The sequence below is a fragment of the Winogradskya consettensis genome (assembly GCF_018332715.1).
Classification (GTDB): domain Bacteria; phylum Actinomycetota; class Actinomycetes; order Mycobacteriales; family Micromonosporaceae; genus Actinoplanes; species Actinoplanes consettensis.
On sequence record NZ_BOQP01000067.1, the window covers coordinates 41345 to 68046 of the forward strand.

The following is a 26702-nucleotide window of genomic DNA, read 5'->3' on the forward strand; positions in this document are numbered from 1 at the left end:
GGCTCACCGGCTCCACGCGACCGTCCGGTCGGTCAGACCCCTAACGGGTGATCAGGCATACAGCCGGGTAGGACTGTCAGTAGAGTATTCGACGGTGACTTGTTCACCGTTTCTGCTGCCCCAGCTCCCCGGTAGCGCATTTCGGGCCGTGCCAGGTGCCTTGTGGGAGCAGCAGTGTATTTCCGATTGATTGTCTTCGCGCGTACACCGTCAGTCGGGGTAGCGCCGACCGTGCTGTCACTTCACGGTGGGCACCGGGCTCAGGCTTCTCGCCGACCCCATCCTGCCAGAGTGTGCGCCTCGATGACCACGCCAGCCTCGGAACCCGCGAAGGTGGCCTGGTCGCGGCCAAGGGGGAGGTGACCCCATGCGAACAGGCTGGCCGTATCCCTCATCAGCCTGTGACGACATCACCACTGCGGTGATCGTCACTGACGGTCCGGTCGCCGCGTCGGTGGAGATGTCGGTGCACGGCGTGTGGTCGCGAAGGCTCGGCGTGGATATCGCCGCTGAGCTGCGGGGGCGTTTCGCAGACCGTCCCGGTGCGGTCATCGTCGATCTGCACGGTCTGCTCGATGAAGACGCTGCCAGCATGCCCTTGTGGTTGGCGGCGTGCCGAATCGCTGCCGCGCTCCGCCCGTCCGTACACCTGGCTCTGTGCCTGCCCGCCGACGCGGTGCTGGCACAGCGGCTGCGGCGCATCGGTGCTCACCGCCTGCCGGTATTCGCCACCAAGTCCGAAGCGCGCGCAGCGGTGACGAAACTGCTACCCGCCGCCGCCTGCTCGCGTCAGGGTGAAGTGAGGCCGCATGTCGGCCGCCTATGAACGCGTCGTGTCCGACGGAGAGAAGGGCCGCATGGATTTCTTGTCGCCACCGGGCGAGATCGGTGAGGTCGCGTCGCTGGTGATGCAGTTACGCGCCGAGGGAGGCACCGCGGCACTCTGCGGTCACTGCCATCACGACATTCCCTCACTCTCGGGGGTGGGATTGACGGTGCTCGCTTCCGGCGGCCGGCGTTTCGTGCTGGGCACCTCGGGCCTACTGATCGACCAGGTCGAAGATCTGCAGATCCGCCTCGACCAAGGACCTTGCCTGCAAGCGCTCACCGTGCGGGCACCGGTGCTGGTCGAAGACCTCGCCGATACGCAAGCCCGCCGGAGCTGGCCACAGTTCGCACCCGAGGCACTGCGTGGAGGTGTGGCGGCGGTGTTCGCTTTCCCGGTGCTGACCGGCACTCTGCCTGTCGCCATCCTCGACCTGTGCCGCGCAACCGCAGGCCCGTTACCGCGCTACGCCTACGAACGGGCCGTGACGTACGCCGCCGCCGCCGCGGTCCTGCTGGTCGACGACCTCCCGGACAAGGCACACGACGGTGACGGCGCGGCGGTGTCGATACCGGCCGCGCGAACTCAGGAAGCGACCGGCAGGGTAATGGGTCAGGCCGCCACCGACGCCACCGACGCGCTGCACCGCCTCCGCGCCCACGCCTTCGACCGCCACCTGCCGCTGGGCACCGTCGTCAACGACGTCCTGGACGGCACACTGCGCTTCGAACCCCAGCCCGACTCATGAGCAACCCCGACACCCCCACCGGACGACCACCGCGCGAGCAGCGAGTGGCTGAAGCGTTCGTCTACCTTGCCGACACCCTGGTGGACGATTTCGACCTGCCCGACTTCCTCTACGAACTGACCAACCACTGCGCCGACCTGCTCGACGCCGACGGCGCCGGCGTGATGCTCGCCGACGACGACGGACGGATGCGACTGCTCGCCTCCTCCGACGAGACCGCCCGCCTGCTCGAGTTGTTCGAGATCGACGGCAACCAAGGGCCCTGCCTCACCGCCTACCGCACCGGCGAGGCCGTCGAGCACAGCCTGCTCTCCGCCCCCGACCCCCGGTGGCGACTGTTCGCCGAACGCGCCCATCACGACGGCTACCGCTCCGCCCACGCCATCCCCATGCGACTACGTGGACAAGTCATCGGCGTAGTCGACCTGTTCAGCCGCAACCCGGATCCGCTCAGCGAGCCGAAACAGAAACTCGGCCGGGCCCTCGCCGACGTCGCCACCATCGCCCTGCTGCAACACCGCACCATCGACATCCACCGCACCCTGGCCGAACAACTCCAGACCGCCTTCACCACCCGCCTCGACATCGAACAGGCCAAAGGCCTGCTCGCCGAACGACACGGCATCGATTCCCACGAGGCATTCCAGCGCATGCGCGCCCACGCCCGCCGCACCAACCGCAAACTCTCAATCCTCGCGGCCGACATCATCACCGGCACCGTGACCCTGCCCGACTGACATCTGATACGCAACGAGCGCCGGGTTCCCAGCCCGGCCAGGATTACCGGAGCACTGGGCCCGACACAAGAAGGCAGCGGCCCCCACCAACGCCATCAACCAAGGCGGACAACCGACTTCACTTCGTCCAATGGGCGCCGGGACTCGGGATCCTGGCTACGCCATCGGGTGACGTACGTACCGCCTCCCCGCACCCACCAGCCGTCGGCGCCATCGCTGGACACATGCCGCGACACACATTGCCCAGCACTGTTCCGGCCGACGATCCCTGATCATGCAGCATCGACGGCTGGACCCTCGACGTCGTCGCACCGGACCGGCCCCACCACCGCGTGCTGGAGTCCGGCGACGGCGGCCTCTGGCGAGGCCCTGCAGGCGGGTATCGATGAGGACTGCAGGTAGGCGATACGAGACAGTTGAACGTGCCTGAGCCTGTTGCAGGAGAGCGGCCGGTCAACTAGCTGGTGCAACATCCATGGCTGCTGAAATCGAACCGCCCGGTCTTCTGGAACGCAGCAATAGTTTGCGGAACTCGTCCGCAGCCAGCAGCAGGACACCGTAGGCCACCAGGATCGCCCAGTCGGCCGCATTCAGCGGCGCGGTGTGGAACAGGCGGTGCAGCAGCGGCAGATAGGTGATCGCGAGGATCGCCACGAGGCTGAGGCTCTGGGCGGCGAGCATCCGGCCGCTGGAGCGCAGGCCCAGGGTGACGATGCTGGCCCGGTCGCTGCGTACGGTCAGCCCGACGAAGACCTGGCTGATCACGATGCCGGCCTGAGCCATGGTCAGCGCCTCCCGATAGACCGGGTTGTCCGCGGTGAAAGCGCTGAAGGCCAACCCGGCGCTGTGGATGTGCCAGAAGAACACCGCCGTGACCCCAGCCGCCTGAATGCCGCCCAGGAACAGGATTCTGCGCACGACCGCACCGGAGAACAACGACTCGCGTGGACTGCGTGGCGGCTTGTCCATCGTGCCGGGCTCGGGCTGCAGCGTGCCCAGCGCGAGGGCGGGCAGCACGTCCGAGCCGAGGTCGATCGCGAGGACCTGCACGGCGGACAGCGGCACGAGGGGGAACCCTGCGAAGGTGGCCACCAAGATGGGGACGAGCTCGCCGACGTTGGACGTGAAGACGTAGATGAGGAACGTCCGGATGTTCTGGTAGACCGACCGTCCGCGTTCGACTGCCGCGGCGATGGAGGCGAAGGAGTCGTCGAGCAGCACCATGACGGCGGCTTCGCGGGCCACGTCCGTACCGGAGGCTCCCATCGCCACGCCGATGTCGGCCCGGCGCAGGGCGGGTGCGTCGTTGGCGCCGTCGCCGGTGACGGCGACGATCTCCCCCAGATCCTTGAACGCGGATACGACGCGCATCTTGTGCTCGGGTTTGACCCGGGCGAACAGAATCGGCGACGGATCCGCCAGCAGGGCACGTAGCTGTTGGTCGTCGAGGTGGTCGAGGTCGGCGCCGGTCAGCGCGCGCGGGGACGGCCCGCTGACGAGTCCGACCTTGCGGGCGATGGCTTCCGCGGTCAACGCGGAATCTCCGGTGACCATGACGATCCTGATCCCGGCGCGGGCACAGGTTGCGATCGCCGCGGACACCTCGGGGCGGGGTGGGTCGAGCATGCCGATCAGGCCGAGCAGGATCAAACCCTGCTCGGCCTCAGTTTGCCCGGTGTCCGCCGCGACCGGCCGGTAGGCGACGCCCAGCACGCGCAGCGCGTCGCGGGACATGTCGTCGTTGACGGCCGTGACCCGGGCGCGCATCACGTCGCTGATCGCGACGACGCCCTCGGCGCCCTGCTCGATGTGGTGCACCGGGCGAGCAGTTCCTGCGGTGACCCTTTGACGTACGCGACGACCGTGTCGCCGATGCGGTGCACCGTGGTCATCATCTTGCGATCGGCATCGAACGGGAACTCCTCGATGCGGGGCGCCGCGACCTGCTCAGCGCTGACGTCCACGCCGGCCTTGGCCGCCACGACCAGCATCGCACCCTCGGTCGTGTCCCCCCAGGACCCGCCAGCCCCCGTCGGAGTCGGGCGCCCGGAGTCTCAGGATCCGGTCGCCGCTGCCGGGACGTGGGTTGCGGTCCTTGATGGCTGCCGGCCACGACACCCTGTCGCGCTCACGCGAATGTCTACATACCGGCCTGGGCGATGACGGGTCGAGCGCCGAGCTGCGGGGAGAAACCATCGAGAAATATCGCTTGACGCGCATAGTTAACGTCATTAGCCTCCAGTTAATGCCGTTAACCAGCCCTGTGGAGGTCGTGATGACCGAGTACTTGAGCATCGCCGATAACACCCTCGCCTATGAGGTGTCCGGGCAGGGCCCTCTGGTCGTCCTGGCGCACGGTATCGGCGACAGCCGGCACTCCTATCGTTTCCTCGCTCCGGCCCTGGCCGACGCCGGGTACCGGGTCGCCAACGTCGACATCCGCGGCTGCGGCGACTCCAGCCTCGGCTGGAACGGCTACAGCCGCACCGACATCGCGGGCGACCTCGTCGCCGTCGTGCGTCACCTGGGCGGCCCCGCCGTGATTATCGGCCAGTCGATCAGCGGCGGCGCGGCGACCATCGCGGCAGCTACCGCGCCGGGCCTGATCAACGGGGTCATCGAGCTGGCGCCGTTCACCCGCGTCCAACCGTTCGACCTTGGCGGGCTGATGCGGGTGAAGCGTTTCCGGAGCGGTTACACCCAGATGGGGCTGGTCATGGTCCGTGGAAGTCTGGCGAGCTGGAAGAAGTACCTCGACGCGGCGTATCCGGTCAAGCCCGCAGACTGGGGCGCCGAACTGACGCGGATCGACGCGAAGCTGAGCGAGCCCGGCCGGATGAAGGTCCTGCAGGCCATGTGCAAGACCAGCCCGACCGACGCCGGCGCGCAGCTGGCCAACGTCACCTGCCCGGTCCTGATCATCGAGGGCAGCCTCGACCCCGACTGGGCCGACCCCCGCGCCGAGGGCGAGAAGATCATCGCCGACCTGCCCAGTGGCCTCGGTGAGCTTGCCGTCATCGAGAGTGCCGGTCACTACGCGCACGCCCAGACACCGGATCAGGTCCTCGCGCTGGCCCGGCCTTTCCTCGACAGGACGCTGACCAGTGCCTAGGGCCCGGCTCACCCCAGTGTCGGTCACCGAGGCCGGCGCCGCCCTGATCGACGAGATCGGTCTCGAGAAATTCAGCATGGGACTGCTCGCCGAACGGCTCGAAGTCAAGACCCCCGCGCTCTACAAACACGTCACCAGCCAGGCCGATCTGGTCCACCGCATCGCTGTCCGAGCCATGGCCGAGTTTGCTGACGCCATTCGCGATGCCATCCAGGGCCGGGCCGGCAGTGACGCTTTAGCCACCGGCGCACAGGCGATGCGGACCTATGTGCTGGAACACCCCGGCCAGTACGCGGTCGGCGATGCTGCTGCTGCCCGCGCGACCGGACCCGATGACCCGATCATCCCCGCCGTCAAGCGGGTCGTCGCCTCCTGGGCAGCCATGCTGCGCGGCTACCACCTGGACTCCAGTCAGGAGATTCACGCCCTGCGGATGCTCCGCAGCGCCCTGCACGGGTTCTCGACCCAGGAAGCGGCAGGCGGGTTCCAAATCGACGCATCCGTCGACAACAGCTTCACCTGGATGATCAATTTTCTCGACCGCGGCCTGCACGACATCACCGCCACCGCCACCGCAGCCACGACCACCCGGACACCACCACCCGGCGGCCACTGATGGTGAACATCGACGAAGAGCCCAGAAACATCAGGATCGAGCGGCACGCGAGCTGGGCCGAGCTGTTCTTCGACCTCGTGGCGGTGGCCGGTGTGGCCGCCCTGGCCCACGTGCTCGGGCCCGAGCTGGACGCCGCGGCGCTCGGTCTCTACGCGCTGCTGTTCCTGGCGCTGTGGCTGTCCTGGACCACGTTCATGCTGTACGGCAATGTCGCCGCCGGCCAGACCCGCGTGCTGCGAATGATGGTCGGCATGTTCGGCCTCGGGGTCATGGCCGCGTCCGTGCCAGGCGTGGCGCACACCGTGCTCGAGCACGGCGGTGACCTCCTGCCGCTCAACGTCTTCGCGATCGCCTACATCGCGACGCGCGTCTACGGGTCCAAGTCGTGGCAACGCGGCGCGGTATTGCTGGACTTCCCCGTGGTGCAGTACTCGGCCGGACTGCTGCCCTGGTTCGCATCCCTCTGGGCCGACGAGCACTGGAAGCTCGCGCTCTGGGCCGCCGGAGTCTGCCTCGACCTGCTGCTGATCCTGGTCCTGTCCGGCAGCCGGATCCTCCAGCGCGTCCAGTCGTACCTCAGCTCACCGGAACGCAGCCGGCGCCGGCGTCGATCATGGGGTCGCTCCGACGGCGCGGGACCGGCGATCCATGGGGTATCGGTCGATCCGGCCCACCTCTCCGAACGGTTGGGACTCTTCGTCATCATCGTGCTGGGTGAATCGGTGGTGCAGGTCGCCGCCGCCGCCAGCGAGGCGACCTACGATCTCGGTCTGCTGGCCACCGCAATCGCGTCCTTCATTCTGCTGGCCGGGCTGTTCGGCTTGTCTGTCGTCTTCGGATACGCCGGTCTGCCGCACCTGCGCGCCGGCCGGATCCCCACCCGCGCCGCCCTCGGCCTGCACTGCCTGGTCACCGGCGTCGTCGCCACCATCGCCGTGCCGCTCTCGCTGGTGGTCAGTCACGGCTCCGACCCACTGCCCGACCATGTTCGCTGGCTGCTGTGCGGCGCGGTTGCGGCCTACTTCACCCTCGGCGTGGTCACCGGCGTCGCCAGCCACAGTTCCGACCTGCAGAGGACGATCTCACGAATCATCACGGGCATCGCGGCTCCACTGCTGCTCGGCCTGCTCGCCACCGCCGTCAGTGGCCGGATGCTCGTGGTCTACCTGACCCTGATAGTCCTGGCCCACCTCTGGTTCGAACGACGACTGACGCCGATCGAGGCCGCTCCCACCGACTCATCGCCCGACCCAGCGGGCGGCTCATGAACCTCTTCCCGTGAAGCAGCCGTCGCGCCGTGGCTCGTCCTCCAGACACACCGTCCCCCCAATGACTGGCCAATCGATAGCCCCGACGGAAATGGACCACACCATGAACAAGCTCCGCCCCTTCACCGCCGCCACCTTCCTGCTCGGCCCGGTGATTTACCTCGCCGCCGAAGCGATCACCGCTGCGGCTTGGAAAACACCCCGCTACAGCTACGCCGACAACTGGATCAGCGACCTCGGATCCGCAAAAGCCGGCGTGTTCCAAGGCCGCGAACTCGACTCACCGCTGCACGTCATCATGAACGCCGGCTTCATCGTTCAGGGCGTCCTCTTCGGGATCGCCACACTGTTGCTCTCACGGACGACCAGCGGGCGGCCCCGTACCTTCACCGCCGTGACGGGGATCGTGACCATGATCGGTTACATCCTGGTCGGAACCTTCCACGGTTCCCTGCAGGCACAGCAGAACGGCACGCTCCCCCTGCACTTCACCGGAGCAACGCTGGCGATCCTCGGTGGGAACGTGCTCGCGCTCGTCCTGGGCATCCGCTGGCGAAAGACTCCCCAGACGCGGCTGATCGGCCTCATCAGCATCGTCCTGGGAGCCTTCGGCCTGGCCTCCGTAACCGCTCTCTTCCTCACCTTCAATGCCGGCCTGCCGTCAGGCGCGATTGAACGCTGCTCCGTCTACACCATCGTCATCTGGCAATTCGCCGTCGCCGTCGCACTCCTCCGCAACCGGGCCGCCTTTGGCGCACCCCGCGTCGCCGCGGCTGGTGCATCCGCAAGCGACTGACTCCCGCCATCTCCACAACCCCGATCAACAACGCGTCAATTCAGCGTGCCCGGCAACGGAAAGTGACCCCGAGGTTCAGGAGGGTTCCGGGATTCCTCGTGCATGCTCCCGGGCTTGTGAGGCGGCGGGGCTGATGTCCGGACTCAGGGTTTCGGCACAGGCGAGAAACAGTTCGTCGTACGTGTTCGGGGCCATGAAGTCGCGTGGGGTTCCCGCATCGGCGGACAGCAGGAGTGATGCCCTGGTCGACCGCCCCGCGCAGGACGGCGATCTCGTGGTCCCGGCCAACGCCGCGCAGGCTCACGAGGCCCTCGCTCCCCTACGCGACCAGGTCGTGATCGCGACCAAGTTCGGGTGGCGCATCGAAGGCGGCAAGTCGGTCGGGCTCGACAGCCGGCCCACTGTCAACGTCCCGCAGGTGGCCGCCTGACGACCTGCCCGATCCGCGGGCCTCGCCCGCATCTCCATGCTCCATGCCGACGACACGGGGAGCCGCTCTCATCTGCGTCGAGACAACCAGCCCTGCCGGCCAGTCCGGCCAGTCCGTCATCGAAGCGGCGCCCACGGCGCCCGGCCGGGCAGTTCAGCGGACATCGTCATCCGTTCGCCGGACAGCGGCACCACGACAACGGACCAGGAAAGCGACCAGCATCCGCGCATGGCGGGCCGGCGCTCTCGCGAGGCCGACGGCAGGCGCGCACGGTCGTGCAAGCAACGCAGGCAGGTCTTCGGACTCGCTGGCCGCCAACGGGCCATCGCTTCCCGGAACATCGCGGATCCAGTACTTACTGTAAGTGCTGGCTGAGCCGATGATCCTCCTACTCAATCACCAGGTCACAGCGAGCATGTATCGCCAGTTCGTCGACGGGAACAATCAGCTGATGGCGCCGCACGATGGCGAAACCCAGCATTTCCGCCTCCACCAGTACCCCGCGCACGTCCTCGACGGGCGCGCCGACTCCGTCCGCCAATCCCTCCAACGTCACCGATAACGTGCCACCCGCCACCCTGGCTCGCCGCACGATTGCCTCCCAGATAGCCAACGTCATGGCAGAGAACTGCCGCGACGGGCGCACCTCACGACTCTCCGCCAGACTCGGGCTCCGGACACCCAAGCCGGCTCGCGCGTCGCGCGCTTTACCTTGGACAACAGCAAGAGCTTTCTCGATACGGCCGGCATGCCACGATGCCAACCGTCCATCGCCCAACTGCTCCGACAACTCAAGCAACGCTTGTTCCCAGCCACTGGCGGTACGCGGGTACCGCCTTCGTACGACGCGTTCGACAATCCGTTCGGCGGGCTCCGTGCGCACGACGCCGGCCGCTACGTCTGCCTTCAGTCGTCGGCTGGCGGCACGTACTTCATAGGCACGTTGGCGGCACGATCGATCGCAGTAGCGCACCAGCCGCCCTGTCGGCCGCTGCCGGACCGTGTTGCCGCACCATTGGCACGGAGTCTGCAATGGCCGGTCAACGGTACCCATCGAACAACGGTAGAGGCGTCTCATCAAACGGGCGACCGCACCACCGGAGATGACGGTATGAACGTCACTGACGTTGCGGTAGCCGTGGCAATGCCAGGGGGTGTGCCATGTTCAAGAAGGGGTGTCGTGGATTGTTGACTACAACGTCACTGACCTGGGGTGACACGTACCAGGACAATGCATGATTCCCCAAAATTGCAAGGAGAGCTGCCAGCGAGTAGCGAGGCAGCAAAGAAATGTTCGGCTAATTGTCAACGACTCCTGATTCCGAAGGCTTCACGACGTGTTTTGCGTCGGCTTGGACACCCTCCTCAGTCGAATCGCCTCCGCATGCCGACAGCGGCAACGGCAACGGCAGAGCCCTGAGCTGGTTCTGCTGAGGCACTTCAGTCGTACTTTGGCCCAGGGTGGGTATACACGGCTTGACAAGATCATTACATCAAACCGGGAGAGCCCTCATGCCTTACGCCACCACCCGCTCACTGGACGGCACCGTCGTCGCGATCACCGGCGCCAGCGCCGGCATCGGTGCGGCCTCGGCCTACTCACTGGTCGACGCGGGGGCACGGGTCGCCGTGTCGGCTCGCCGCGAGGACCGTCTCGCCAAGATTGTCAGTGACCTCGGTGAGGACAAGGTCGTACCCGTCGTCGGCGACGTCCGTGACCCCGCGCTGAGCGACGCCCTGGTCAAGGCGGCCGTCGACAAGTGGGGCCGGCTCGACACGATGGTCGCCAACGCGGGCATCGGCGCGTACGGCGGCATCCTTGACCTTGATAACGACACCCTGAGCGAAATGGTGCAGACCAACTACCTGGGCACGGTCTGGAGCGCTCGGTCAGCGGTCAAACAGTTCCGATCGCAGGACGGCGGCGGTGACATCATCATCCTCTCCTCGGTGGCGGGATTCCGCGGCGGCGCCGACGAGGCCGTCTACGCCGGCACCAAGCACGCCCAGGTGGGGCTGGCCGGCTCCCTCGACCGCGAGTTGCGAGCCGAAGGCACCCGCGTCACCCTGATCTGCCCGGCCGGAACGGCAACCGAGTTCGCCATCGGCGCGGGCCGCACCGAAGGCTCCCCGGACCTGGATGCCTACCTGCGTCCCGAGGACGTCGCACACGCGATCCGCGTAGTGCTCGAGCAGCCGCGTTCGGTCCGTACGACGGTATGGCAGCTTTGGAGCACTGAGCAGCAGAGCTGAGGGCGGCGCCTGATCGCCGGTGGCCCGTGGGCGCGCAGCGGCAGCAGGGCGTCGAGGTCGGTCATCGGTTACGCAGAGCGGGCGAGGATCTCGGACACCCGCTTGGCGAAGTCCTAGATCGCCTTGTCGGTGGTGGCCGCCGAGAGGTACATCGGGTCCTCGATGTCGGGAGCCAGGTGATACCCGGCCTCGCGCATGCCCTGGTAGAGGTCGGTGTAGGGCTGGCGGGGCTGGCGTTCCACGTCCTCCTGCCGGCGGATGGGCGTGCCGGGCGGCAGGAAGATGAACGCGAAAATACTCCCGGTGCAGACGAACGTTAAGGCCAACCAGTGCGCGGCGCGGTGCTTCTCGACCGCCGCTTCCAGCAACGCGCCCTTACGCTCGAGTTCCTCGTAGAAGCCGGGGGTGCCCAGCTCGTCGAGGATGGCCAGCCCGGCCGCCATGGTCAGCGGGTTGCCGGCCAGGGTGCCGCCCTGCAGGACCTTCTGCTCCTCCAGCAGGCGCATCACGTCGCGGCGGTCACCGAACGCGCCGACCGGCGTGCACCCGCCGATGATCTTGCCGAAGGCGGTGAGGTCGGGGGCGACGCCGAGCAGGTTGCTGCTCGGGCCGAAGGTGAGCCGGAAGCCGGTGATCACCTCGTCGAAGATCAGCAAGGCGCCCACGCGGTCGCAGATCTCGCGCAGCCAGGGCAGGAAACCGTCCTCGGGCAGCACCAACGACATGTTGGCGGCGATCGGCTCGACGACCACGGCGGCAATCTCGCCGGGGTGGGCGGCGAACAGCCGCTCGGCGCTGGCGACGTCGTTGTGGTCGGCGAACAGGGTGGAGCGCATGGCGGCCGGGTCGAGGCCGGCGCCGAGCATCCGGGCCTCGTCCTTGTTCTGTACCAGGTCGAAGTGTCCGTGGTAGCCGCCATTGAACCGCATGATGCGGGTGCGGCCGGTGTACGCGCGGGCCAGCCGCATGGTGGACATGACCGCCTCGGTGCCGCTACACACGAATCGCAGCTGGTCCAGGTGGTCGGCGGTCGCGGTGATGCGCTCGGCCAGCTCACGCCGACAGCGCGTATGGCTGGGTATGGATCTCGGGTTGACGATCATGCGTCGAGGTGCTGTCCAGCGGGCATACCGGTGGCGTGGGTCAACTGCGTACGTCACCGCCACCGCTTCAGGGCCGGGAACTGCACGCCTGGGTGCTGCAATCGAGTACTGAGCTGAAGGCACTGCGGGCAGCATTGCATCAGACGGTGCACAAGCATCCCTCGGTAGCTGACCAGTGCACAGATCACGTGCTCGAACAGATGCTCCTGGTGGTGACCGAGTTGGCGTCGAATGCGATCAAGCACGGGCTGCCACCGACCGAGGTGCGATTGTCCTGCACGGACGAGCAGTTCATCCTCGATGTCGCCGACCACGATCTGAGCAGCGTGCCCGAACTGGCGGACACCCGGCCTGTCGATGCTGGCGGGCGCGGCCTGAAGCTGGCGCTGTCGTTGTCGCTGGACGTCGGCTGGTATGCCACCGACTCCACCAAGCACGTCTGGGCGTCGTTCCCCATTGCAGGCGTGACCCTGCCCAGACGAAGCCTATTTCAGAGTTCACGCGTGGCGGCGAAGCGTCCGTACACGTGGGGTGGAACTGGATGACCCGGACCGCATCCTCGACCTCGTGGGGTCTCCCCGGCCGGGGCCGCGCCCGCCTCGACGAGCTCACGCCGGGCGGCCGGCAGCACGCCGCCCTCGCCGGGGGCATCGCCGCCGGCCCGGGGTACTGCCGGTCGACGAGCCCACGGGCCGCCTCGACACGTCGGCAGCAACGAGGTGCCGGCCGCCCTCGAAACCGTCGACCAGGAACGGCACACCACCATCGTCTTCACCTTCGACAACGAGGTCGGCGCGCACCTCGACTATGCGGTGACCATCCGGGTCTGCCGGGTCGATGCCGAGGGCCGCGATGGTCAGGACTTCGCCGTGGTCGCCAGCGACGGCACCGTCCAGCTGCCGCCCGAGGTGCTCGGCAACTTCCCGCCCGGCATCATGTTCACCGTCGACCGCGAGAACGGCACCTCGCCCTCGTGCCCGGCGGCACCGAAGCCGCCTCCTGACGGGGTGTCGTCTAGGGCCACTACGCGGCGGTGACCCGGGACGAAGAGGTCCGGGCTCGGGGTCACCGGACCCCTCCGCCGGTCAGACCGGTGATCCCCGGTGGCGTGTGTTACCACCGAGATGATCAGCAGCGTCCAACGACAGGCCTCCCGGCGCTCACCCGAGATCAGCCCGGTTTAAGATCATCTATTGGGTGCTGCCCAACAACAACCCGGGCCTTTCCGGAATCGGCGACCAGCGGCGGGCCGTGTTCAGCGATGACGGCTAACAACTGACAAACTGTTAATCAGAGTGTCCACAGTGAATAAGCCTCCCCGCCGCGTATGGCGAGGTCGGGGTACGGAAACGGGTCGAGATCGCGTCCTGGGCTTCCGCTCCGGTCTGCAGGCCGACTCACCGCAATTCCGGTGATCAGCCGACCCGATGCGGTATTCGGGCCTGGCCCCGAGCGACCGGCACGGCTCGTCCGACGGCCGGCGGCCGGACACCCACCTGCCTCGTCTGCACCGGAATGCCGACCGGCATCGCCACCATCCCGATCGCCTTCGGCCAGATGTACAGCGGCGCGTCCCCGGTCAGGTCGGCGACCGGCGCCGGACCGGTTACGGCGGCGATGAGCAGCCCGCCCAGAATGGTGGCGCAGGCCGCCCATGCGGTCGTGGTCAGCCGTTCGCCGAGGATGAGGGTGCTCAGCAGGGTCGCGGCCAGCGGCTCCCCCAGGCTCAGAGTGCCGGCAAGGTTCGCACTGACACTTTGCAGGCCCTTGGTGTACAGGGCGTAGACCGCACCCGTGGTGATCAGGCCGAGCCAGGCTATGAGCAGCACGGTACGCGGCTGACCGACCTCCCCGGCATCGGTGAGCATGGCGGGCGCGAGCACGACCGCCCCGATCAGCATCGTCAGACCGGTGGAGACGTGCACGTCCGGGACGTCGGTCGACAACCGCTTCGACAGGACGGTGTAACCGGCGAAGATGGCACCGGCCAGAACCCCCCAGAGGAGGCCGACCGGATTGACCCGGGCGCCGGCGCCGGGCAGTAACAGCAGGACGGACCCGGCCACGGCGACACCGGAACCCAGCATCCAGTTGCGGGTGAGCGGCTCACCGTCGACACGTCGCGCCGCGATCCCGGAGAACAGCGGCACCGTCGCCACCGCCACGACGGTGCCCATCGCGCCACCGGTCAGCGATACCGCCATCAGGAAACTGAACTGGTAGCCGGCGCTCAGCACCCCGGTCGCGACCACGTTCGTCCACACCCGGCGACCCCGCAGCGATTGGAATGCCTCAAGGTCGCGCAGAGCCATCGCGGTGAGGGCCAGCCCGCCGATCAGGTGGCGCCAACCGGCCAGCGCCGCGGGCCCGATCGTGTCGCCGATGAGCACCTGGGCGGGGCCGATCGTTCCGCCCAGAACCATCGCCGCCAGCACGAACGCGGAACCCCGCCCGGAGCTCCGGAGACCGACCGGTGGCCGGGCCGCCGGCGGGGACGGCCGGCGTACGGGGCGGCCCGCGGGGGCGGGTGTCGATGTCATGGTTCAGATCATGGTGATGGCGGACCCGTGTGGCTTCGGTCCGCAGGCCCGGGCCGGGTCGGCGGCAGGAGGAGATCCTCGGCCGCGGTCTCCTCCGAATGGCGGAGATCATCACCCGCCCCGTACTGCTCTCGGTGGCGGGCAGGGAGACTTCTGATCCCTCGGAACGTCGACATTGATTTCACCAGCGTCGTCGGTGATGCCTGTCTGCCCGCGGTTACCGTTGCCTTCATGGTGGCGGTGCCGGTTACGGCGCTATGAGATCCGATGTGGACGCGGGGCGAGGCGCCGGGTAAGACGGCATTCCACGATCAAATGCTCGACCCGCGTCTCGCCATGTTGTCCTGACTGCCGCTTCAAATGCCACCGCTACCAGCCGAAGCAGACACGATGGCAGAAGAAGGTCAGCCGCTCCATGGTCGAACGCGCCAACGCCACCCTCGAACTTGACAATTTCTACCAAACTGTGGCGCGCCCACGGCGAGAGCCCGGCTACGCAGGATGAAAAGGGCACCGATCGGTGCTGGACGGAGATCACCGGCGCCGTCCTCCAACGATCGGTGGAGCCGCTACCGGGCCGGCTCCGCCAGGGGCAGGTCGGCGACCACCTGCCAGCCCCCGTCGGGCTCGGGTCCGGCGGCGAACCGCCCGCCCAGCAACTGCACCCGCTCACCCATGCCGACCAACCCGAAGCCGCCGCCGTAGCGCTGGGGTTGCGCGCCGGGCCGGCCGTCATTGCGGATGGTGACCCGTACGATCCCCTCTCCCGCCGACACCGTCACGGCGATCTCCCGGGCCCCGGCGGCGTGCCGGCGGGCGTTGGTCACCGACTCCTGCACCAGCCTCAGCACCGACGTCGCGATCACGGCCGGGATCGAATCGGCCGCGGCGATCGACAGGCGAACCGGCGTGCCACCCGGCGGGGTCGCCGTGGCAGCGCGCAGGTCGGCGTCGAGGTCCATGGGCCGAGCCGGTGCGCCGCCGTCCGGTTCGCCCTCGCGCAGCACCGAGACCATCCGGCGCAGCGCGGCCAGCGCGTCGGTCCCGGCCTCCTCGGCCAGGGCCAGCAGCCGGGCCCCTGCCTCGGGGCCGGGCATCACCTGGGCGGCCTGCGCCTGCACGACTACCCCGCCGATGTGGTGGGCGACCACGTCGTGCAACTCCCGCGCCAGCCCGACGCGTTCCCGGTACCGCGCCGCCGCGACCGCGTTTCGAGTGGCGCGGGCCGCCGCGCTGTCGCGGCCACGCAGATACCGCCCGACGGCCACCGGCGTGAGCACGACGACGACGAGGACGGCGAGGGTGACGGCCGTCTCCAGGAGCGAGGGGACCCGCCTCGGCCATCCACCCCGGATCAGCTCCGCGGCGCCCTCCGCGACGGTCAGCAGGCTTACCAGAGCGGCCGCGGTGAGGGCCGGGATCGCCCGCACCACCTCGACGACGATCGCCGCCACCGCGACGACCTCGGTCACCGCAATCGGGCCGGGCATGTGTGCTCCGGCCAGGTGCACGACCACCGAGGAGACGATCAGCAGACCAGCCGTGGCCAGGCCCGCCCGGACCGGCGACCGTGGTGCCAGTACCGCTGTGACGATCAGCGGTGCGGCGCACGGCAGCACCCACCACTCGTCGTCGTACGCGCTGTCCCAGCCCAGAGGCAGGTCGAACAGCAGCAGCCCGCACAGCAACAGCGCGATCAGCCAGCTCCGGTGCAACCGCCACACCCGTCCGCGTTCCAAGGGGTCTCCTCACCGGCTGACCGGTGATAGTAGACACAAGACCCCGAGGTAAGGCCAGCGCATGTGCGCAACCTCGCGTGGTTGTCGCGGCATTGAACGGTCTCCGCGCATTTCCCCGGCGGCGGATGATTTCCTCCCTTCGGGGGAGGACAGCGCGGGGCCCGTCGCCGACACTGACCCGGTGACCGAGCCGAGGCGGGACTGGATCGACCGGCGATGGCCGCGCGTTGTGATGCTGGCCGTCCTGTTGGCCACGGACCTGCTGTCCATCGAAGCCTGGGACCAGGTCCATGGTCGATGGGTGCTGGTCAGCGCACTGCTGGTCGGCGGGCTCGCCGTGCTGGCCGATGACCGGCCGGTGCGGGCTGCGCTCGCCGCCGCCGGCGTCCTGACCGCCGGGTCGGTCGGGTTGTGGCTGACCGGCTACCTGGCCACGGCCGCGGTGGGAACGCTGACCGCCGCCGAGTGCGGCGCCACGGCGGTCCTGATCGTCGCCGTCCTTCGCCGGCGGAGCCCGCGGTCCGCCGCCGCCCCGATCGGAGCGCTGCTGTTCGGTGTCGCGGTGGCACAGTCGCTGCGGTTGCCGTACGCGCTCACTTTCCCCGTGGTGTGGTGGTACAGCCTGGCCCAGATCGTGGTGTTCGTGGTGGTGAGCGTGCTCGTCGGTGTCTACTTGCGGCACCGCGACCAGGCGCAGGTACGCGCGGCCCAACAGGCCGACCTGGCGGCCCGACAGCGGGAACGGCTGGTCCTGGCCCGGGAACTGCACGACGTGGTGGCGCACCAGGTCGGCGCGATGGTGGTTCAGGCCCAGGCGGCCCAGGCGGTGCTCGCGGACGATCCCGGGGCCGGCCGCCGGGCACTGCCCACCATCGAGACCGCCGGCCGGGAAGCTCTGGACGCGATGCGCCGACTGGTCACCACGATGCGTGATGTCGAGGCGTCCGGCACCGGCCATAGCGGCCCGCCGACGCAAACCGCCGACCTGCTGGCCGACCTGCGGGCGGCCGTGGCGGCCCCACCCGATGACGGCCCGCCGGTGCGGCTGACCACCGACCTCGCCGAACCGGTACCGGCCGAGATCGCCGGGTCGGTGCTCCGCGTGGTCCGGGAGGCTACGGCCAACGCTCGGCGACACGCCGCCGAGCCCCACGGGATCGAGGTGTCGGTCCGGGCCGGCGACGGCGTCCTGCGCGTACACGTCGCCGACGACGGGACCGGCAGGCGGCCGAGACCGATCGACGAGGGCTACGGTCTAGTCGGCGTACGGGAACGGGTAGAGTTGCTCGGCGGCAGCTTCTCAGCAGGTCACGACGCTGATGTCGGCGGCTGGCAGGTGACGGCTGAGATCCCGCTGCACGGTTGAGACACCGCGCCGCCACGCCCGACTCGAGGAGCTCCAGAACCGTGCGCGTAGTCATCGCCGACGATCAGGAACTGATCCGCGCCGGGTTCAAGATGATCCTCGAGGCCCAGCCGGACATCACCGTGGTGGCCGACGTCGCCGACGGGACCCAGGCGGTCGAGGCCGCCCAGCGGCTGCGGCCCGACGTGTGCCTGTTCGACATCCGCATGCCCGGCCTGGACGGGCTGGAGGCCACCCGCCGGCTGGCCGGTCCCGGTGTGAGCGACCCGATCCCGGTCGTCGTGATCACCATGTTCGACCTCGACGAATACGTGCACACGGCGCTGCAGCACGGCGCGAGCGGTTTCCTGCTCAAGGACTGCGGCCCGGCATTGCTGGTCGAGGCGGTCCGAGCCGCCGCCCGCGGTGACTCCCTGGTGGCGCCGCAGGTCACCGTACGACTGCTGCGCCATTTCCGGACCAGCGCGCCGGGCCGGCCGGCCGCCCCGGCGGTCGCGCTGACCGAACGTGAGGCCGACGTGGTCCGGGGCGTGGCGGCCGGCTGGACCAACCAGGAGATCGCCGCCGACCTGTACGTCGCGGTGTCCACGGTCAAGACACACCTCGGGGCGGCGCAGGCGAAGATCGGCGTACGCAACCGGGTCGAGGTCGCCTCGTGGGCCTGGCGAGCCGGCCTCGCCGACCACTGACAGCTCTAGGCGGCGGTCCTCGGCTTAGCCGATGCTGGTCCTCAGGCCAGGTGGCAGGGAAAAGCGCACAGCTGCGAGGCCTCGTGGACGGGCTGCTGCTTAAGTGAGTGTTTTAGAGGGTTGTAGCTCGGGCTTGTTGCAGGGTGTGGCGTTGCTGTCGTGCGGCGGGCTTGCCGCGGGCGACGCGTCGTAGCATCTGGTTGATCGCGGCCCAGCACTTCCCGCCCGCCGAACACGAAGCGCTACACGCGATGACCCGCACGGTTACCGCACCTCTGGAAACCAGTTAACCAACTCTCCATCAAACCCGGGGTTTGACACACCCGCAGAACGGCGCACTTCGCGACTATCTGCTGACCGGGTTGGTGATCTGTGACGGGTGCGGGCGCCGCGCGGAATCCCAGTGGGCTTACAACCGCCCGGCGTACCGGTGCCGGCACGGCCGCCGCGGAGCCCGCAGTCTCGACAGTGATGGCCCTTTCCACGCCCGTGAGGACCGACTGGTATCGGCAATCGCCGTACAGCTCGACCTCAACACCGGCCAAGGCCAAACATTGTGGTCCGCAGCGGATATCGCCGCCTATCTGCGGACCTACGGTCTGACCGTGCGCTGCACCAGCAGCACCGTTGTCATCGACGGGACACTACCGCCAGCAGTCATCGAAGCCGCCAAGGTTGAGCAGCTCACAGACGTGATCAACCGGCTTCGGACTTCCCCGATAAGACACAGAAAAGCGGCGCCCCCGAGCGTGAGGAAACGCCGCATCATTCGAAGAACAAAATACCCCTAGAGTTTTAGGGGTTTACGTGTCCGGGGGGCTGGGCCTGGACGAGCTCGCCCAGCCCGACCGCTTCGACGTCGACGAGCAGCCAAACGGTGCCGGCGTCCTCGGGATCCGGGTCGGCGTGAGGCGCCTGCAGCACGGACCGCACGGTGATGACGTACCTGCTCGACGACCTCGAAGCGCACGCACTAGTGACCCGCAGCCCTGACCCCCGGGACCGGCGCGCACGCCTGGTCCTCATCACCGACATCGGCCGCAACCGACTCCAGCAAGTGCGTCAGAGTCTCGCCATCGCCGAGGCGCGCCTGCTCGACGACCTCGACGACCAGGACGCGGGAAAGTTACGCACCCTGCTCTCGCGCGTGGCGCAGACCGCGCAACGCGAATCGCTCGCTCCGGACGAGACGGACTGCTGACGGACGCCGGGGCGAAGCATCACCGGGTGACTTGGTCCGTCGCAGCAGTGGCCCCGCTACGGTGGGACACGTCGTGTTCCTGGTAGCTCGCCGTCAGCCGGTTCGAGCAGCGGATGCGAGTGCGACAGTTGACGGACATTACAGCGAAGCCCTGGCCGAGGACTGACATCGCCCGTACAGTCCGCTTACATTGACCTCGTACGTTTTGGGGCATGACCGACCGTCAACGTGTCTCCCACGTGCTGCGCCGCCTCACCTTCGGGCCGACCACATCCGAAGTGGACGCCGCTGAGAAAGCCGGCCTGACCACCACGGTCTCGACTGCGCTCACGCGCCGGGCCGCGCCGCCCGAGCCGGACATCGACCCGCCGTCGGAGCCGCCTCAGGACACGGACCGGGACGCCCGGCGCAAGGCGCGCGCTGAGCAGAATGCCGAACTGAGCCGCTGGTGGCTGCGGCAGATGGCGGCGGACAGCAGCGCCGCGGAGAAGCTGACCTTCTTCTGGCACGGGCACTGGGCCACCAGCATCCAAAAGGTCAAATCGGCGGCCATGATGTTCCAGCAGCAGCAGACCTTCCGGCGGTACGGCACCGGTGACACCGGAGCGTTCGTGCGGGCGATGCTGCGCGACCCGGCACTGATCCTCTGGCTCGACGGTCAGAAGAACACCGCGAAGGCACCGAACGAGAACCTGGCCCGCGAGCTGATGGAACTGTTCACCCTCGGCGTCGGCAACTACACCGAGGACGACGTCAAAGCCGGCGCCCGGGTCCTGACCGGCTGGACGATCGACCGCAGCACCGGCACGGCAAAGCTGATGCCGAAACGGCACGACAAGACACCGGTGACCCTGCTCGGCCGGACCGGGGTGAACGACACCGACGCGTACGCCGACCTGCTGGTCCGGCACGAGGCCCACGCACCGTTCCTCGCCTCCCGGCTGTGGGTCCGGTACGGCTCGGGCGCTGCACCCTCGGCGGCGGTGACCGGGCGGCTGGTCGCGGCGTTCGGGCCCGGCCGCAGCGTGACCGCGATGCTGCAGGCCTTGGCCCTGGACCCGGAGTTCGCGGGCACCGGCAACCAGCTCGTCAAGCAACCCGTCGAATGGGTGATCGGCGCGATCCGCCAGCTCGGTATCGATGTCGGTGACCTCGACGAGAAACAGCTCAAGCAGATGTCGACCACGATGCGAGCACTCGGTCAGGTGCCGCTGCGGCCGCCGTCGGTCGGGGGCTGGCCCGCGGGAACGGCGTGGCTGACCACCTCATCGGCGCAGGTTCGCCTCCGCAGCGCACCGAACCTGGTCACGCTGGCCCCGGCGGCCGTCGCCTCGCTGGAGCAGGCCGCCCGGACGGACCGGCTCGACGCCCTGGCCCGGCTGCTGGTGATCGACCAGTGGTCCGACCGTACCGCCGCGGTCCTCACCCCCGCGGCGAAGGACCCGAAGAGGCTGCTCGCGCTCGGTCTGGCCACCCCCGAATACGCCGTGCACTGAAAGGCAACCATCATGGATCTGCTCACCCGCCGCAAATTCCTGCTCGCCAGTGGCGTGACCGGCGCCGCAGCCCTGGTCGCCGGCGGCACCGCGTACGGTCTGCACGACCTTCTAGCCTCCGGCGACGACCGACCGCATGGGTCCCGGACATTGGTCCTGGTGACCCTCTACGGCGGCAACGACGGCCTGAACACCGTCATCCCGTACGCCGACGAGGCGTACGCCAAGGCCCGCCCGACCCTGGCTTACCCGGCCGACCAGGTCCTGAAGCTGGACGACGAGTTCGGCCTGAACCCCGGTCTGGCCGGTCTGCACAAGCTGTACGGCGCCAAGAAGATGGCGGTGGTCCGCGGGGTCGGCTACCCCAAGCCCGACCACAGCCACTTCCGGTCGATGGACATCTGGCAGAGCGCCGACCCGGTCCGGCCCCAGACCACCGGCTGGATCGGACGCTGGCTGGACACGGCCGGCGGCGATCCACGGCTGGCCGTCTCGTTCGAACCGGTCCTACCGCCGCTGCTGGCCGGAGCCACCAGCGCCGGCGCGACCGTGCCCGGCGGCACGGTGAAGCTGCCAAAGTCTGTTACGCCGGAGCTGGTAAAGGGCCTCGGCGCCGCCGCGACCGGCGACACCCCGGCGCTGGCCCGGGCCGCGGGCTGCTTCCGCGACCTGAGCCGCGTGCAGAACCTGATGGCGGAGGTGGCCGAGGCGGCGCCGGACGAGATGTCCGACGACAGCACCGAGGACGGCGGCGCCACAGCCACAGGCGCGGCTGCCGGGCCCCTGCAGCAGCAGCTCGAGCTGGTCGCCCGGTGCGTTGAAGCGGGCGCGGTGACCCGGGTCTACTCGGTGTCGCTCGGCGGTTTCGACCTGCACGCCGACGAGAAGAATGCCCAGAAAGGCCAGCTGGAACGCCTGGACAAGCCACTCGCCGCCTTCATGGACCGCATGAGCAAGTCGGAACAAGGCAAGGACGTCGTGGTGGCGGTCTACTCCGAGTTCGGGCGCCGGGTGACGGCGAACGCCTCCGACGGCACCGACCACGGCACAGCATCGTCGGTCTTCCTGCTCGGCAACAACATCAAAGGCGGCCTCTACGGCGAGGCACCGAGCCTGACCGACCTCGACAACGGCGACCTGAAATACACCACCGACTTCCGGGACGTCTACGCCGGACTGCTACGAAACGTGCTCGGCGCAGAACCTGACCGGTTGCTCAACAACTGGAAAGGTCACCTGGACGAGGTCTGGGAGTAGAGTCCTGGGCCAACCTCGACGCGCTCGCGACGGCCGCCGGTGATGAGCACGCCCCTTCACGGCGACGACTGACGTCGTTCCCCATCGCCGCGCAGGACCGGGGTTCAAGCGTTACGCCAGCAACTCGACGTGGCCGACGAATCCGCCCAGCAGAGCCAGATCGGTCGACACCGCTGAGGCGCTGCCCCTCCCCTACGGCATCGTCACCCCGCTGATCTTCGCCGTCGGCCTCGTCCTGGTCCGGCTCGCCATCGCCTCGGCAGCAAGCGCCGAAGACCGTTGACTTCACCGCCTGCTGGTGAAGAGTCGGTAGTCCAGAGTTGCGGTATTCACCGTGCCGGGCGTGACTTGAGTCCGGTCCGATCGCTGGCCGGGGCCGCGGCGGCGGGTCCGTGTTCTTGTCTGGTCTGCAGGCGCCACTGCCGTGCAAAGGCCTGCTGGACGATCGCATCGGTCATGAGTCGGCGGAGGGGTGCGAGTCAAGCACCGTCGCGTCAGCGCGCGCAGCCGCACGGAAGAGGCTGCGAACGAGGCCCGCGCCGACTTCGAGGTCTCGGAGTACGTGTTCACGAATGTCGTGCGTCGTCCAGATACCATCGCCCAGCCGCAGCAGTCCGCTCAAGTGAAGTCGCCAGAGGCTGATCAGCGCCCCGGCGAGAATGTGGACGTGGGGCGAGTCGACGGGTAGGCGAGCCTGATGCGCGACCGCTTTCATCGCCGAGTTCGTGAGGGACTCCTGGCGCTCGGCGGTAGCGGCACGCAGGCCAGGGTTCGCCCCTACGAGTAGCACAAACGCACGAACCGCCCCGATGACCTCGCTGTCGCGGCTGCCTTCGACCGGCTCGTCATCGAGCAGTGAGAGTTCGCCCTGAATGCAGGACACGACGACGTCGAGGACATGAAGCCCTCCGGACAGGTCCTGCTGACCCTCTGCTGCCCCGTCGAGTTCAGTTGCCAGCCGCTCACCCCTGTCGAGGATGAGTGACTCCTTCGTGGGGAAGTGGTTCCAGACGGTCTTGGTCGACACTCCACATGCTTTCGCAATGTCCGACACCCGAACCGCATCGAACCCGTCCGCCAGGAACATCGCCGTAGCCGTGTCGGACAGCCTGCGTCGTAGCGCCTGGCGCTTGCGCTCACGAGTCCCAGCAGGGCGCCGCTCGTCACCGGTCATCGCTCGGTCGTCACCCTCTTCGGCTGATCTGCATGGACAGTTACATCTTACATTCAGTGTAGAAATATTATTACACCGAGTGTAAGGTTGCCACGAGTTCTTGATTTACAGCCCGACCAGCCTGACAGCGACAAACGTGAGCCCGAGGTGTGTGAGATGAGTGGCAAAGCCCCGCCCAACAAGGTCCTGAGCCCTTCGGGCAGCCGTACGATAGACAAGAGCCGGTGGGTGGCACTGCTCGTGCTGAGTCTTGTCCAGCTCATGGACGTTCTCGACGGGACGATCATCAACATCGCCCTGCCCAGCGCTCAGACCTGGGGTTCAACCTCGACAACCGCGAGTGGCTCGTCACCGGCTACGCCCTCACCTACGGCAGCCTCCTGCTCTTCGGTGGCCGCCTGGCCGATCGCTTCGGCCGGCGGAAGCTTCTCTACATCGGTCTTGTCGGCTTCGCCGTGTCCTCCGCCATCGGTGGCGCGGCCCCCACCTTCGAGGTGCTCCTGGCCGCCCGGATCAGTCAGGGCCTGTTCGCAGCAGCGCTGGCGCCAGCAGCGTTGTCCCTGGTCTCGGTGACCTTCGCCGACAACCCGGCAGAGCGTGGCAAAGCGTTCGCGGTCTTCGGCGCGGTCTCCGGAATGGGCGGAGCGATCGGGCTGACTGCGGGCGGCGTGCTCACCGACCAACTGTCCTGGCGTTGGTGCCTGTACATCAACGTCGCCATCGCGGCCGTGGCCATCGTGGGCACGTTCATGTTCGTCCGGGACCGCGAGGGTGTGTCGCGAGACGCATCGTCCAGGTCGATCGACCTCCCCGGCGCCGTGCTCGTTGCCGGAGGACTCGGTGGCATCGTCTTCGGCCTGGGCAACTCCGCCGTCGACGGATGGCAGGCACCGGCCACCTGGCTGCCGGTACTCGCAGGAGTCCTGCTCATTGTCGCGTTCGTGGCCCGCGAGATGCGGACCGAGCACCCGCTCCTGCCGTTCTCGGTGATCCTGGATCGCAACCGCGGCGCGGCCTACTTGAGCATCGCGATCTCGGGTGTCGGCTCGTTCGCGATCTTCCTCTACCTGTCGTACTTCCTGCAGCAGACCCTGGGCTTCTCCGCGACAGCCGCCGGCTTCGCGTTCCTGCCCTTCGCCGCAGCACTGATCGTGGGCGCGGGAATCTCCGGATCAGCGCTGCTGCCCCGCTTCGGTCCCCGCCCGATCATCCCCGCGGGTTGCCTGTCCAGCGCCGCGTCCCTGCTGCTGCTCACCCGCATCGACCTCGACACCGAATACGTGACCGGTGTGCTCCCCGCCATCCTCTTCGCTGGGTTCGGCACCGGCCTGATCTTCGGATCCACTCAGAACGTCGCCACCTCCGGCGTCGCAACCTCCCACTCAGGTGTCGCATCAGCCCTGGTCAACACGATGCAGCAGGTAGGAGGCGCGATCGGCCTGGCGCTGTTCACCTACGTCAGCGCAACCGCGACCGACCGATACCTCTCCGGCAACGCCGACCAGCCCACCCAGCAGACGCAGGCGCTCGCCGCACTCTCGAGCTACCACAACGTGTTCTGGGTTGCGATCGGCATCTTCGTCGTCGGAGCAGGCATCACCGCCGCTACCTTCCGATCCGGCACTATCGAACTGAACGCGGATGCCACGCCAGCGCACTGACACCCGGTCGCCTCGTGCCCGAAGCAGCGGAGACAGCCACGCGATCACTCAGAGGACAGTCGACAGCTAGGTTGCTGGAACTGATTTCGATCAGAGACACCGTGGCCAGCTCCAGCCGGAACTGGCTGGCACCTGCAAATTTGGCAAGTGTGCGGCGACCTGAGCCGGCGAGCGGGATGACACATGCGCTTTTTGCGGATCCCGGCGAGTCAAGCCCAGGACGTGCCCCAAGGCCAGCGGCAGTCGCAGTGGATCTTGCGTGGTGAATCATCAGATGTCAGGTGCAGGCCGTCAGTGACCGACTCAGTCCGGCATGCCCCAAGGCTGATTCAGCGCCTTCAAGAAATGTCCGTTACGGAAAGTGAAAGATCATTGTCGCCGGGCTACGCAAACACCTCGACGACACCGGCTTGGACGCCGGCCCACGGCCGTCGCCATGATGCTGCACCGCTACACCAACGACCAGGGTCGACAGCCATAACAGCCCCAGATGAAGGTGTAACCGACCAGACCGCCGGCAACATCGCCTTGATCACCGCCCTGATGGCGCAGCTCAACATCGCCGTCGACCAGCTTCCCCGCACCGCCGTAGCCTTGCCCGCCGGCCGAACCATTCCCGTCTTCGACGAGTACATCCCGCAGGTCGCCGCAGCGGTCAGCGCAGGAACACGCCGCGCCTACGCCACCTACTGGCGGCGGATTCGGCAGAAGTGGGGGCAGCGTCGCCTCGACGAACCCACACCGTTGGAGATCAAACAATTCGCCGAAGAGGTTCGCGAAGGCGCCGTCGTCCGCCGCAACAACCGCGGCGGAGCCAGCGCCGCTGAGCACCTCATCGCAGCGTTCCGCTGCATCTACCAATACGCCGTCGGCGACCGCCTCATCGACGCGGGCGACAACCCCGCGACCCGTGTCGACAAGCCACACCGTCAACCAAGTCTGCGTCATGCGCTGCCCGAACACGCCCTCTGCGCGATTGTCACCGTTGCCGGCGAAACCGGCAACGACCCGGAGCTCGACCTGCTGATCCTGCGCCTGCACATCGAGACCGCCTGCCGCCGCGGCGCAGCGCTCGCCATCAACCGCAAAGACCTCGATCCCGACCACTGCCTGGTCCTACTTCACGAGAAGGGCCAGACCAAACGCTGGCAGCCGATCTCCCCGACGCTGGCTGCGGCGCTCATCGCCCACAACGACGAACGCTCCGACGGCAGCCCCGACGGCCAATTGCTGCGCTACCGTGGCGGCCGCCCCGTCGGCCGCCGCCGCTACGACTACCTGTGGCAGCGCATCGGCAAATATCTACCCTGGGTCGCGGTCCAGCAGATCACCATCCACTGGATACGCCACACCACCCTCACCTGGGTCGATCGCAACATCTCCGGAGCCGTCGCCCACGCCTACGCCGGCCATCGCGACGCCAGCGGTGACGACACGACCGCGACGTACCTGAAAGCCACCCTTCAAGAAGTTGCCTACGCACTTCAGTCACTGACCGGCGAACCGCATCCTCTTGCTGCCGCGGATCCCATGGCGGCGATGTTTACCGCCAGGCCTCTGGCGTGGTTCACCGGCGGAATTCAGCTGCAGGTCGAGACGGACGCGGAACCAACGCATGGCCGGTGACCGCAATCACGCCGCGAGCGATGTCCCAGCTCCTAGCGCTGCAGATCCATACAAGTAAGGCCCA

At 68.0% G+C, this 26702-nt stretch carries 27 protein-coding genes; 19 read left to right on the plus strand and 8 right to left on the minus strand.

Going from position 1 to position 26702, the window contains the following annotated elements; genetic code table 11:
• Nucleotides 1–367: 367 nt before the first annotated feature.
• From Aco04nite_RS45835 to Aco04nite_RS45845, 3 genes are read left to right on the plus strand one after another with little or no spacing between them, the layout of a single operon-like run.
• Complete coding sequence (locus Aco04nite_RS45835) at nt 368–826, plus strand: hypothetical protein (protein ID WP_213003467.1); 459 nt, start codon at nt 368–370, stop codon at nt 824–826.
• Nucleotides 827–857: 31 nt separating this feature from the next.
• Entirely contained in the window at nt 858–1574 is a 717-nt protein-coding gene (locus tag Aco04nite_RS45840; protein WP_213003468.1) for a GAF domain-containing protein, read from the plus strand.
• A gap of 44 nt (nt 1575–1618) precedes the next feature.
• A complete protein-coding gene (locus Aco04nite_RS45845) occupies nt 1619–2311 on the plus strand; it encodes a GAF and ANTAR domain-containing protein (protein WP_213003469.1) in 693 nt (230 codons plus the stop codon).
• A gap of 453 nt (nt 2312–2764) precedes the next feature.
• Here the strand turns inward: Aco04nite_RS45845 and Aco04nite_RS45850 are convergent, their stop codons facing one another.
• Together Aco04nite_RS45850 and Aco04nite_RS45855 are read right to left on the minus strand one after the other, a co-directional pair.
• Nucleotides 2765–4129 (minus strand): cation-translocating P-type ATPase, encoded by a 1365-nt coding sequence (locus Aco04nite_RS45850; RefSeq protein ID WP_213003470.1) that lies wholly within the window; start codon nt 4127–4129, stop codon nt 2765–2767.
• A complete protein-coding gene (locus Aco04nite_RS45855) occupies nt 4078–4302 on the minus strand; it encodes a hypothetical protein (protein WP_213003471.1) in 225 nt (74 codons plus the stop codon). The genes Aco04nite_RS45850 and Aco04nite_RS45855 overlap by 52 nt, the downstream gene beginning before the upstream one ends.
• 284 nt (nt 4303–4586) lie before the next feature.
• On the opposite strand from Aco04nite_RS45855, the gene Aco04nite_RS45860 reads away from it, so the two are divergent.
• The 5 genes from Aco04nite_RS45860 to Aco04nite_RS45880 all read left to right on the plus strand — a co-directional run bounded on the left by Aco04nite_RS45860 (nt 4587) and on the right by Aco04nite_RS45880 (nt 8533).
• Nucleotides 4587–5423 carry an alpha/beta fold hydrolase gene (locus Aco04nite_RS45860; RefSeq protein WP_213003472.1) on the plus strand — a complete coding sequence of 279 codons (837 nt, stop codon included), beginning with the start codon at nt 4587–4589 and terminating at the stop codon, nt 5421–5423.
• Between the two features lie 16 nt (nt 5424–5439).
• Nucleotides 5440–6039: a TetR/AcrR family transcriptional regulator gene (locus Aco04nite_RS45865; RefSeq protein WP_244876786.1), complete on the plus strand. Its 600-nt coding sequence runs from the start codon at nt 5440–5442 to the stop codon at nt 6037–6039.
• Nucleotides 6039–7307 carry a low temperature requirement protein A gene (locus Aco04nite_RS45870; protein ID WP_213003474.1) on the plus strand — a complete coding sequence of 423 codons (1269 nt, stop codon included), beginning with the start codon at nt 6039–6041 and terminating at the stop codon, nt 7305–7307. Before Aco04nite_RS45865 ends, Aco04nite_RS45870 begins: the two co-directional genes overlap by 1 nt.
• Before the next feature lie 103 nt (nt 7308–7410).
• A complete protein-coding gene (locus tag Aco04nite_RS45875; protein WP_213003475.1) occupies nt 7411–8103 on the plus strand; it encodes a DUF998 domain-containing protein in 693 nt (230 codons plus the stop codon).
• 193 nt (nt 8104–8296) lie between these two features.
• Nucleotides 8297–8533, plus strand: a complete 237-nt coding sequence (locus tag Aco04nite_RS45880; protein WP_213003476.1) for a hypothetical protein — start codon at nt 8297–8299, stop codon at nt 8531–8533.
• Between the two features lie 388 nt (nt 8534–8921).
• Here Aco04nite_RS45880 and Aco04nite_RS45885 read toward each other — a convergent pair whose 3' ends face one another.
• On the minus strand, nt 8922–9587 hold the full coding sequence (locus Aco04nite_RS45885; RefSeq protein WP_213003477.1) for a hypothetical protein: 666 nt from the start codon (nt 9585–9587) through the stop codon (nt 8922–8924).
• Nucleotides 9588–10045: 458 nt separating this feature from the next.
• On the opposite strand from Aco04nite_RS45885, the gene Aco04nite_RS45890 reads away from it, so the two are divergent.
• Entirely contained in the window at nt 10046–10786 is a 741-nt protein-coding gene (locus tag Aco04nite_RS45890) for an SDR family oxidoreductase (protein ID WP_213003478.1), read from the plus strand.
• 113 nt (nt 10787–10899) lie between these two features.
• Here the strand turns inward: Aco04nite_RS45890 and Aco04nite_RS45895 are convergent, their stop codons facing one another.
• Nucleotides 10900–12024, minus strand: coding sequence for an aspartate aminotransferase family protein (locus tag Aco04nite_RS45895; RefSeq protein ID WP_308161739.1), 1125 nt, complete (start codon nt 12022–12024; stop codon nt 10900–10902).
• Between Aco04nite_RS45895 and Aco04nite_RS45900 the strand changes: the two genes are divergently transcribed.
• Together Aco04nite_RS45900 and Aco04nite_RS49425 are read left to right on the plus strand one after the other, a co-directional pair.
• Nucleotides 11925–12434 (plus strand): ATP-binding protein, encoded by a 510-nt coding sequence (locus Aco04nite_RS45900; protein WP_213003480.1) that lies wholly within the window; start codon nt 11925–11927, stop codon nt 12432–12434. The two genes, Aco04nite_RS45895 and Aco04nite_RS45900, sit on opposite strands and share 100 nt — an antisense overlap.
• A gap of 174 nt (nt 12435–12608) precedes the next feature.
• Nucleotides 12609–12926, plus strand: a complete 318-nt coding sequence (locus tag Aco04nite_RS49425; RefSeq protein WP_244876787.1) for a hypothetical protein — start codon at nt 12609–12611, stop codon at nt 12924–12926.
• Between the two features lie 378 nt (nt 12927–13304).
• Here Aco04nite_RS49425 and Aco04nite_RS45910 read toward each other — a convergent pair whose 3' ends face one another.
• Both Aco04nite_RS45910 and Aco04nite_RS45915 read right to left on the minus strand, forming a co-directional pair.
• Entirely contained in the window at nt 13305–14429 is a 1125-nt protein-coding gene (locus Aco04nite_RS45910; protein ID WP_213003481.1) for a DMT family transporter, read from the minus strand.
• A gap of 569 nt (nt 14430–14998) precedes the next feature.
• A complete protein-coding gene (locus Aco04nite_RS45915) occupies nt 14999–16168 on the minus strand; it encodes a sensor histidine kinase (protein WP_213003482.1) in 1170 nt (389 codons plus the stop codon).
• A 181-nt stretch (nt 16169–16349) separates the two neighbouring features.
• On the opposite strand from Aco04nite_RS45915, the gene Aco04nite_RS45920 reads away from it, so the two are divergent.
• The 3 genes from Aco04nite_RS45920 to Aco04nite_RS50165 all read left to right on the plus strand — a co-directional run bounded on the left by Aco04nite_RS45920 (nt 16350) and on the right by Aco04nite_RS50165 (nt 19014).
• Entirely contained in the window at nt 16350–17534 is a 1185-nt protein-coding gene (locus tag Aco04nite_RS45920) for a sensor histidine kinase (protein ID WP_213003483.1), read from the plus strand.
• 41 nt (nt 17535–17575) lie between these two features.
• Nucleotides 17576–18223, plus strand: coding sequence for a response regulator (locus Aco04nite_RS45925; protein ID WP_280519497.1), 648 nt, complete (start codon nt 17576–17578; stop codon nt 18221–18223).
• Nucleotides 18224–18585: 362 nt separating this feature from the next.
• On the plus strand, nt 18586–19014 hold the full coding sequence (locus Aco04nite_RS50165; RefSeq protein WP_369076675.1) for a hypothetical protein: 429 nt from the start codon (nt 18586–18588) through the stop codon (nt 19012–19014).
• A gap of 4 nt (nt 19015–19018) precedes the next feature.
• On the opposite strand, the gene Aco04nite_RS49880 is transcribed toward Aco04nite_RS50165, so the two are convergent.
• Complete coding sequence (locus Aco04nite_RS49880; RefSeq protein ID WP_280519498.1) at nt 19019–19147, minus strand: hypothetical protein; 129 nt, start codon at nt 19145–19147, stop codon at nt 19019–19021.
• A gap of 13 nt (nt 19148–19160) precedes the next feature.
• On the opposite strand from Aco04nite_RS49880, the gene Aco04nite_RS45930 reads away from it, so the two are divergent.
• The 3 genes from Aco04nite_RS45930 (at nt 19161) to Aco04nite_RS45940 (ending at nt 22177) form a co-directional block, all read left to right on the plus strand.
• Nucleotides 19161–19424, plus strand: a complete 264-nt coding sequence (locus Aco04nite_RS45930) for a winged helix DNA-binding protein (protein ID WP_213003484.1) — start codon at nt 19161–19163, stop codon at nt 19422–19424.
• 212 nt (nt 19425–19636) lie between these two features.
• The gene (locus Aco04nite_RS45935) at nt 19637–20920 is read left to right on the plus strand and encodes a DUF1800 domain-containing protein (protein ID WP_213003485.1); all 1284 of its coding nucleotides are present in this window, start codon (nt 19637–19639) and stop codon (nt 20918–20920) included.
• 12 nt (nt 20921–20932) lie between these two features.
• Entirely contained in the window at nt 20933–22177 is a 1245-nt protein-coding gene (locus Aco04nite_RS45940) for a DUF1501 domain-containing protein (protein WP_213003486.1), read from the plus strand.
• A gap of 454 nt (nt 22178–22631) precedes the next feature.
• Here Aco04nite_RS45940 and Aco04nite_RS45945 read toward each other — a convergent pair whose 3' ends face one another.
• A complete protein-coding gene (locus Aco04nite_RS45945) occupies nt 22632–23351 on the minus strand; it encodes a TetR/AcrR family transcriptional regulator (RefSeq protein WP_213003487.1) in 720 nt (239 codons plus the stop codon).
• A gap of 224 nt (nt 23352–23575) precedes the next feature.
• Between Aco04nite_RS45945 and Aco04nite_RS45950 the strand changes: the two genes are divergently transcribed.
• Both Aco04nite_RS45950 and Aco04nite_RS45955 read left to right on the plus strand, forming a co-directional pair.
• On the plus strand, nt 23576–25012 hold the full coding sequence (locus tag Aco04nite_RS45950) for an MFS transporter (RefSeq protein ID WP_244876788.1): 1437 nt from the start codon (nt 23576–23578) through the stop codon (nt 25010–25012).
• 528 nt (nt 25013–25540) lie between these two features.
• On the plus strand, nt 25541–26638 hold the full coding sequence (locus Aco04nite_RS45955; protein ID WP_244876789.1) for a tyrosine-type recombinase/integrase: 1098 nt from the start codon (nt 25541–25543) through the stop codon (nt 26636–26638).
• Nucleotides 26639–26702 lie beyond the last annotated feature (64 nt).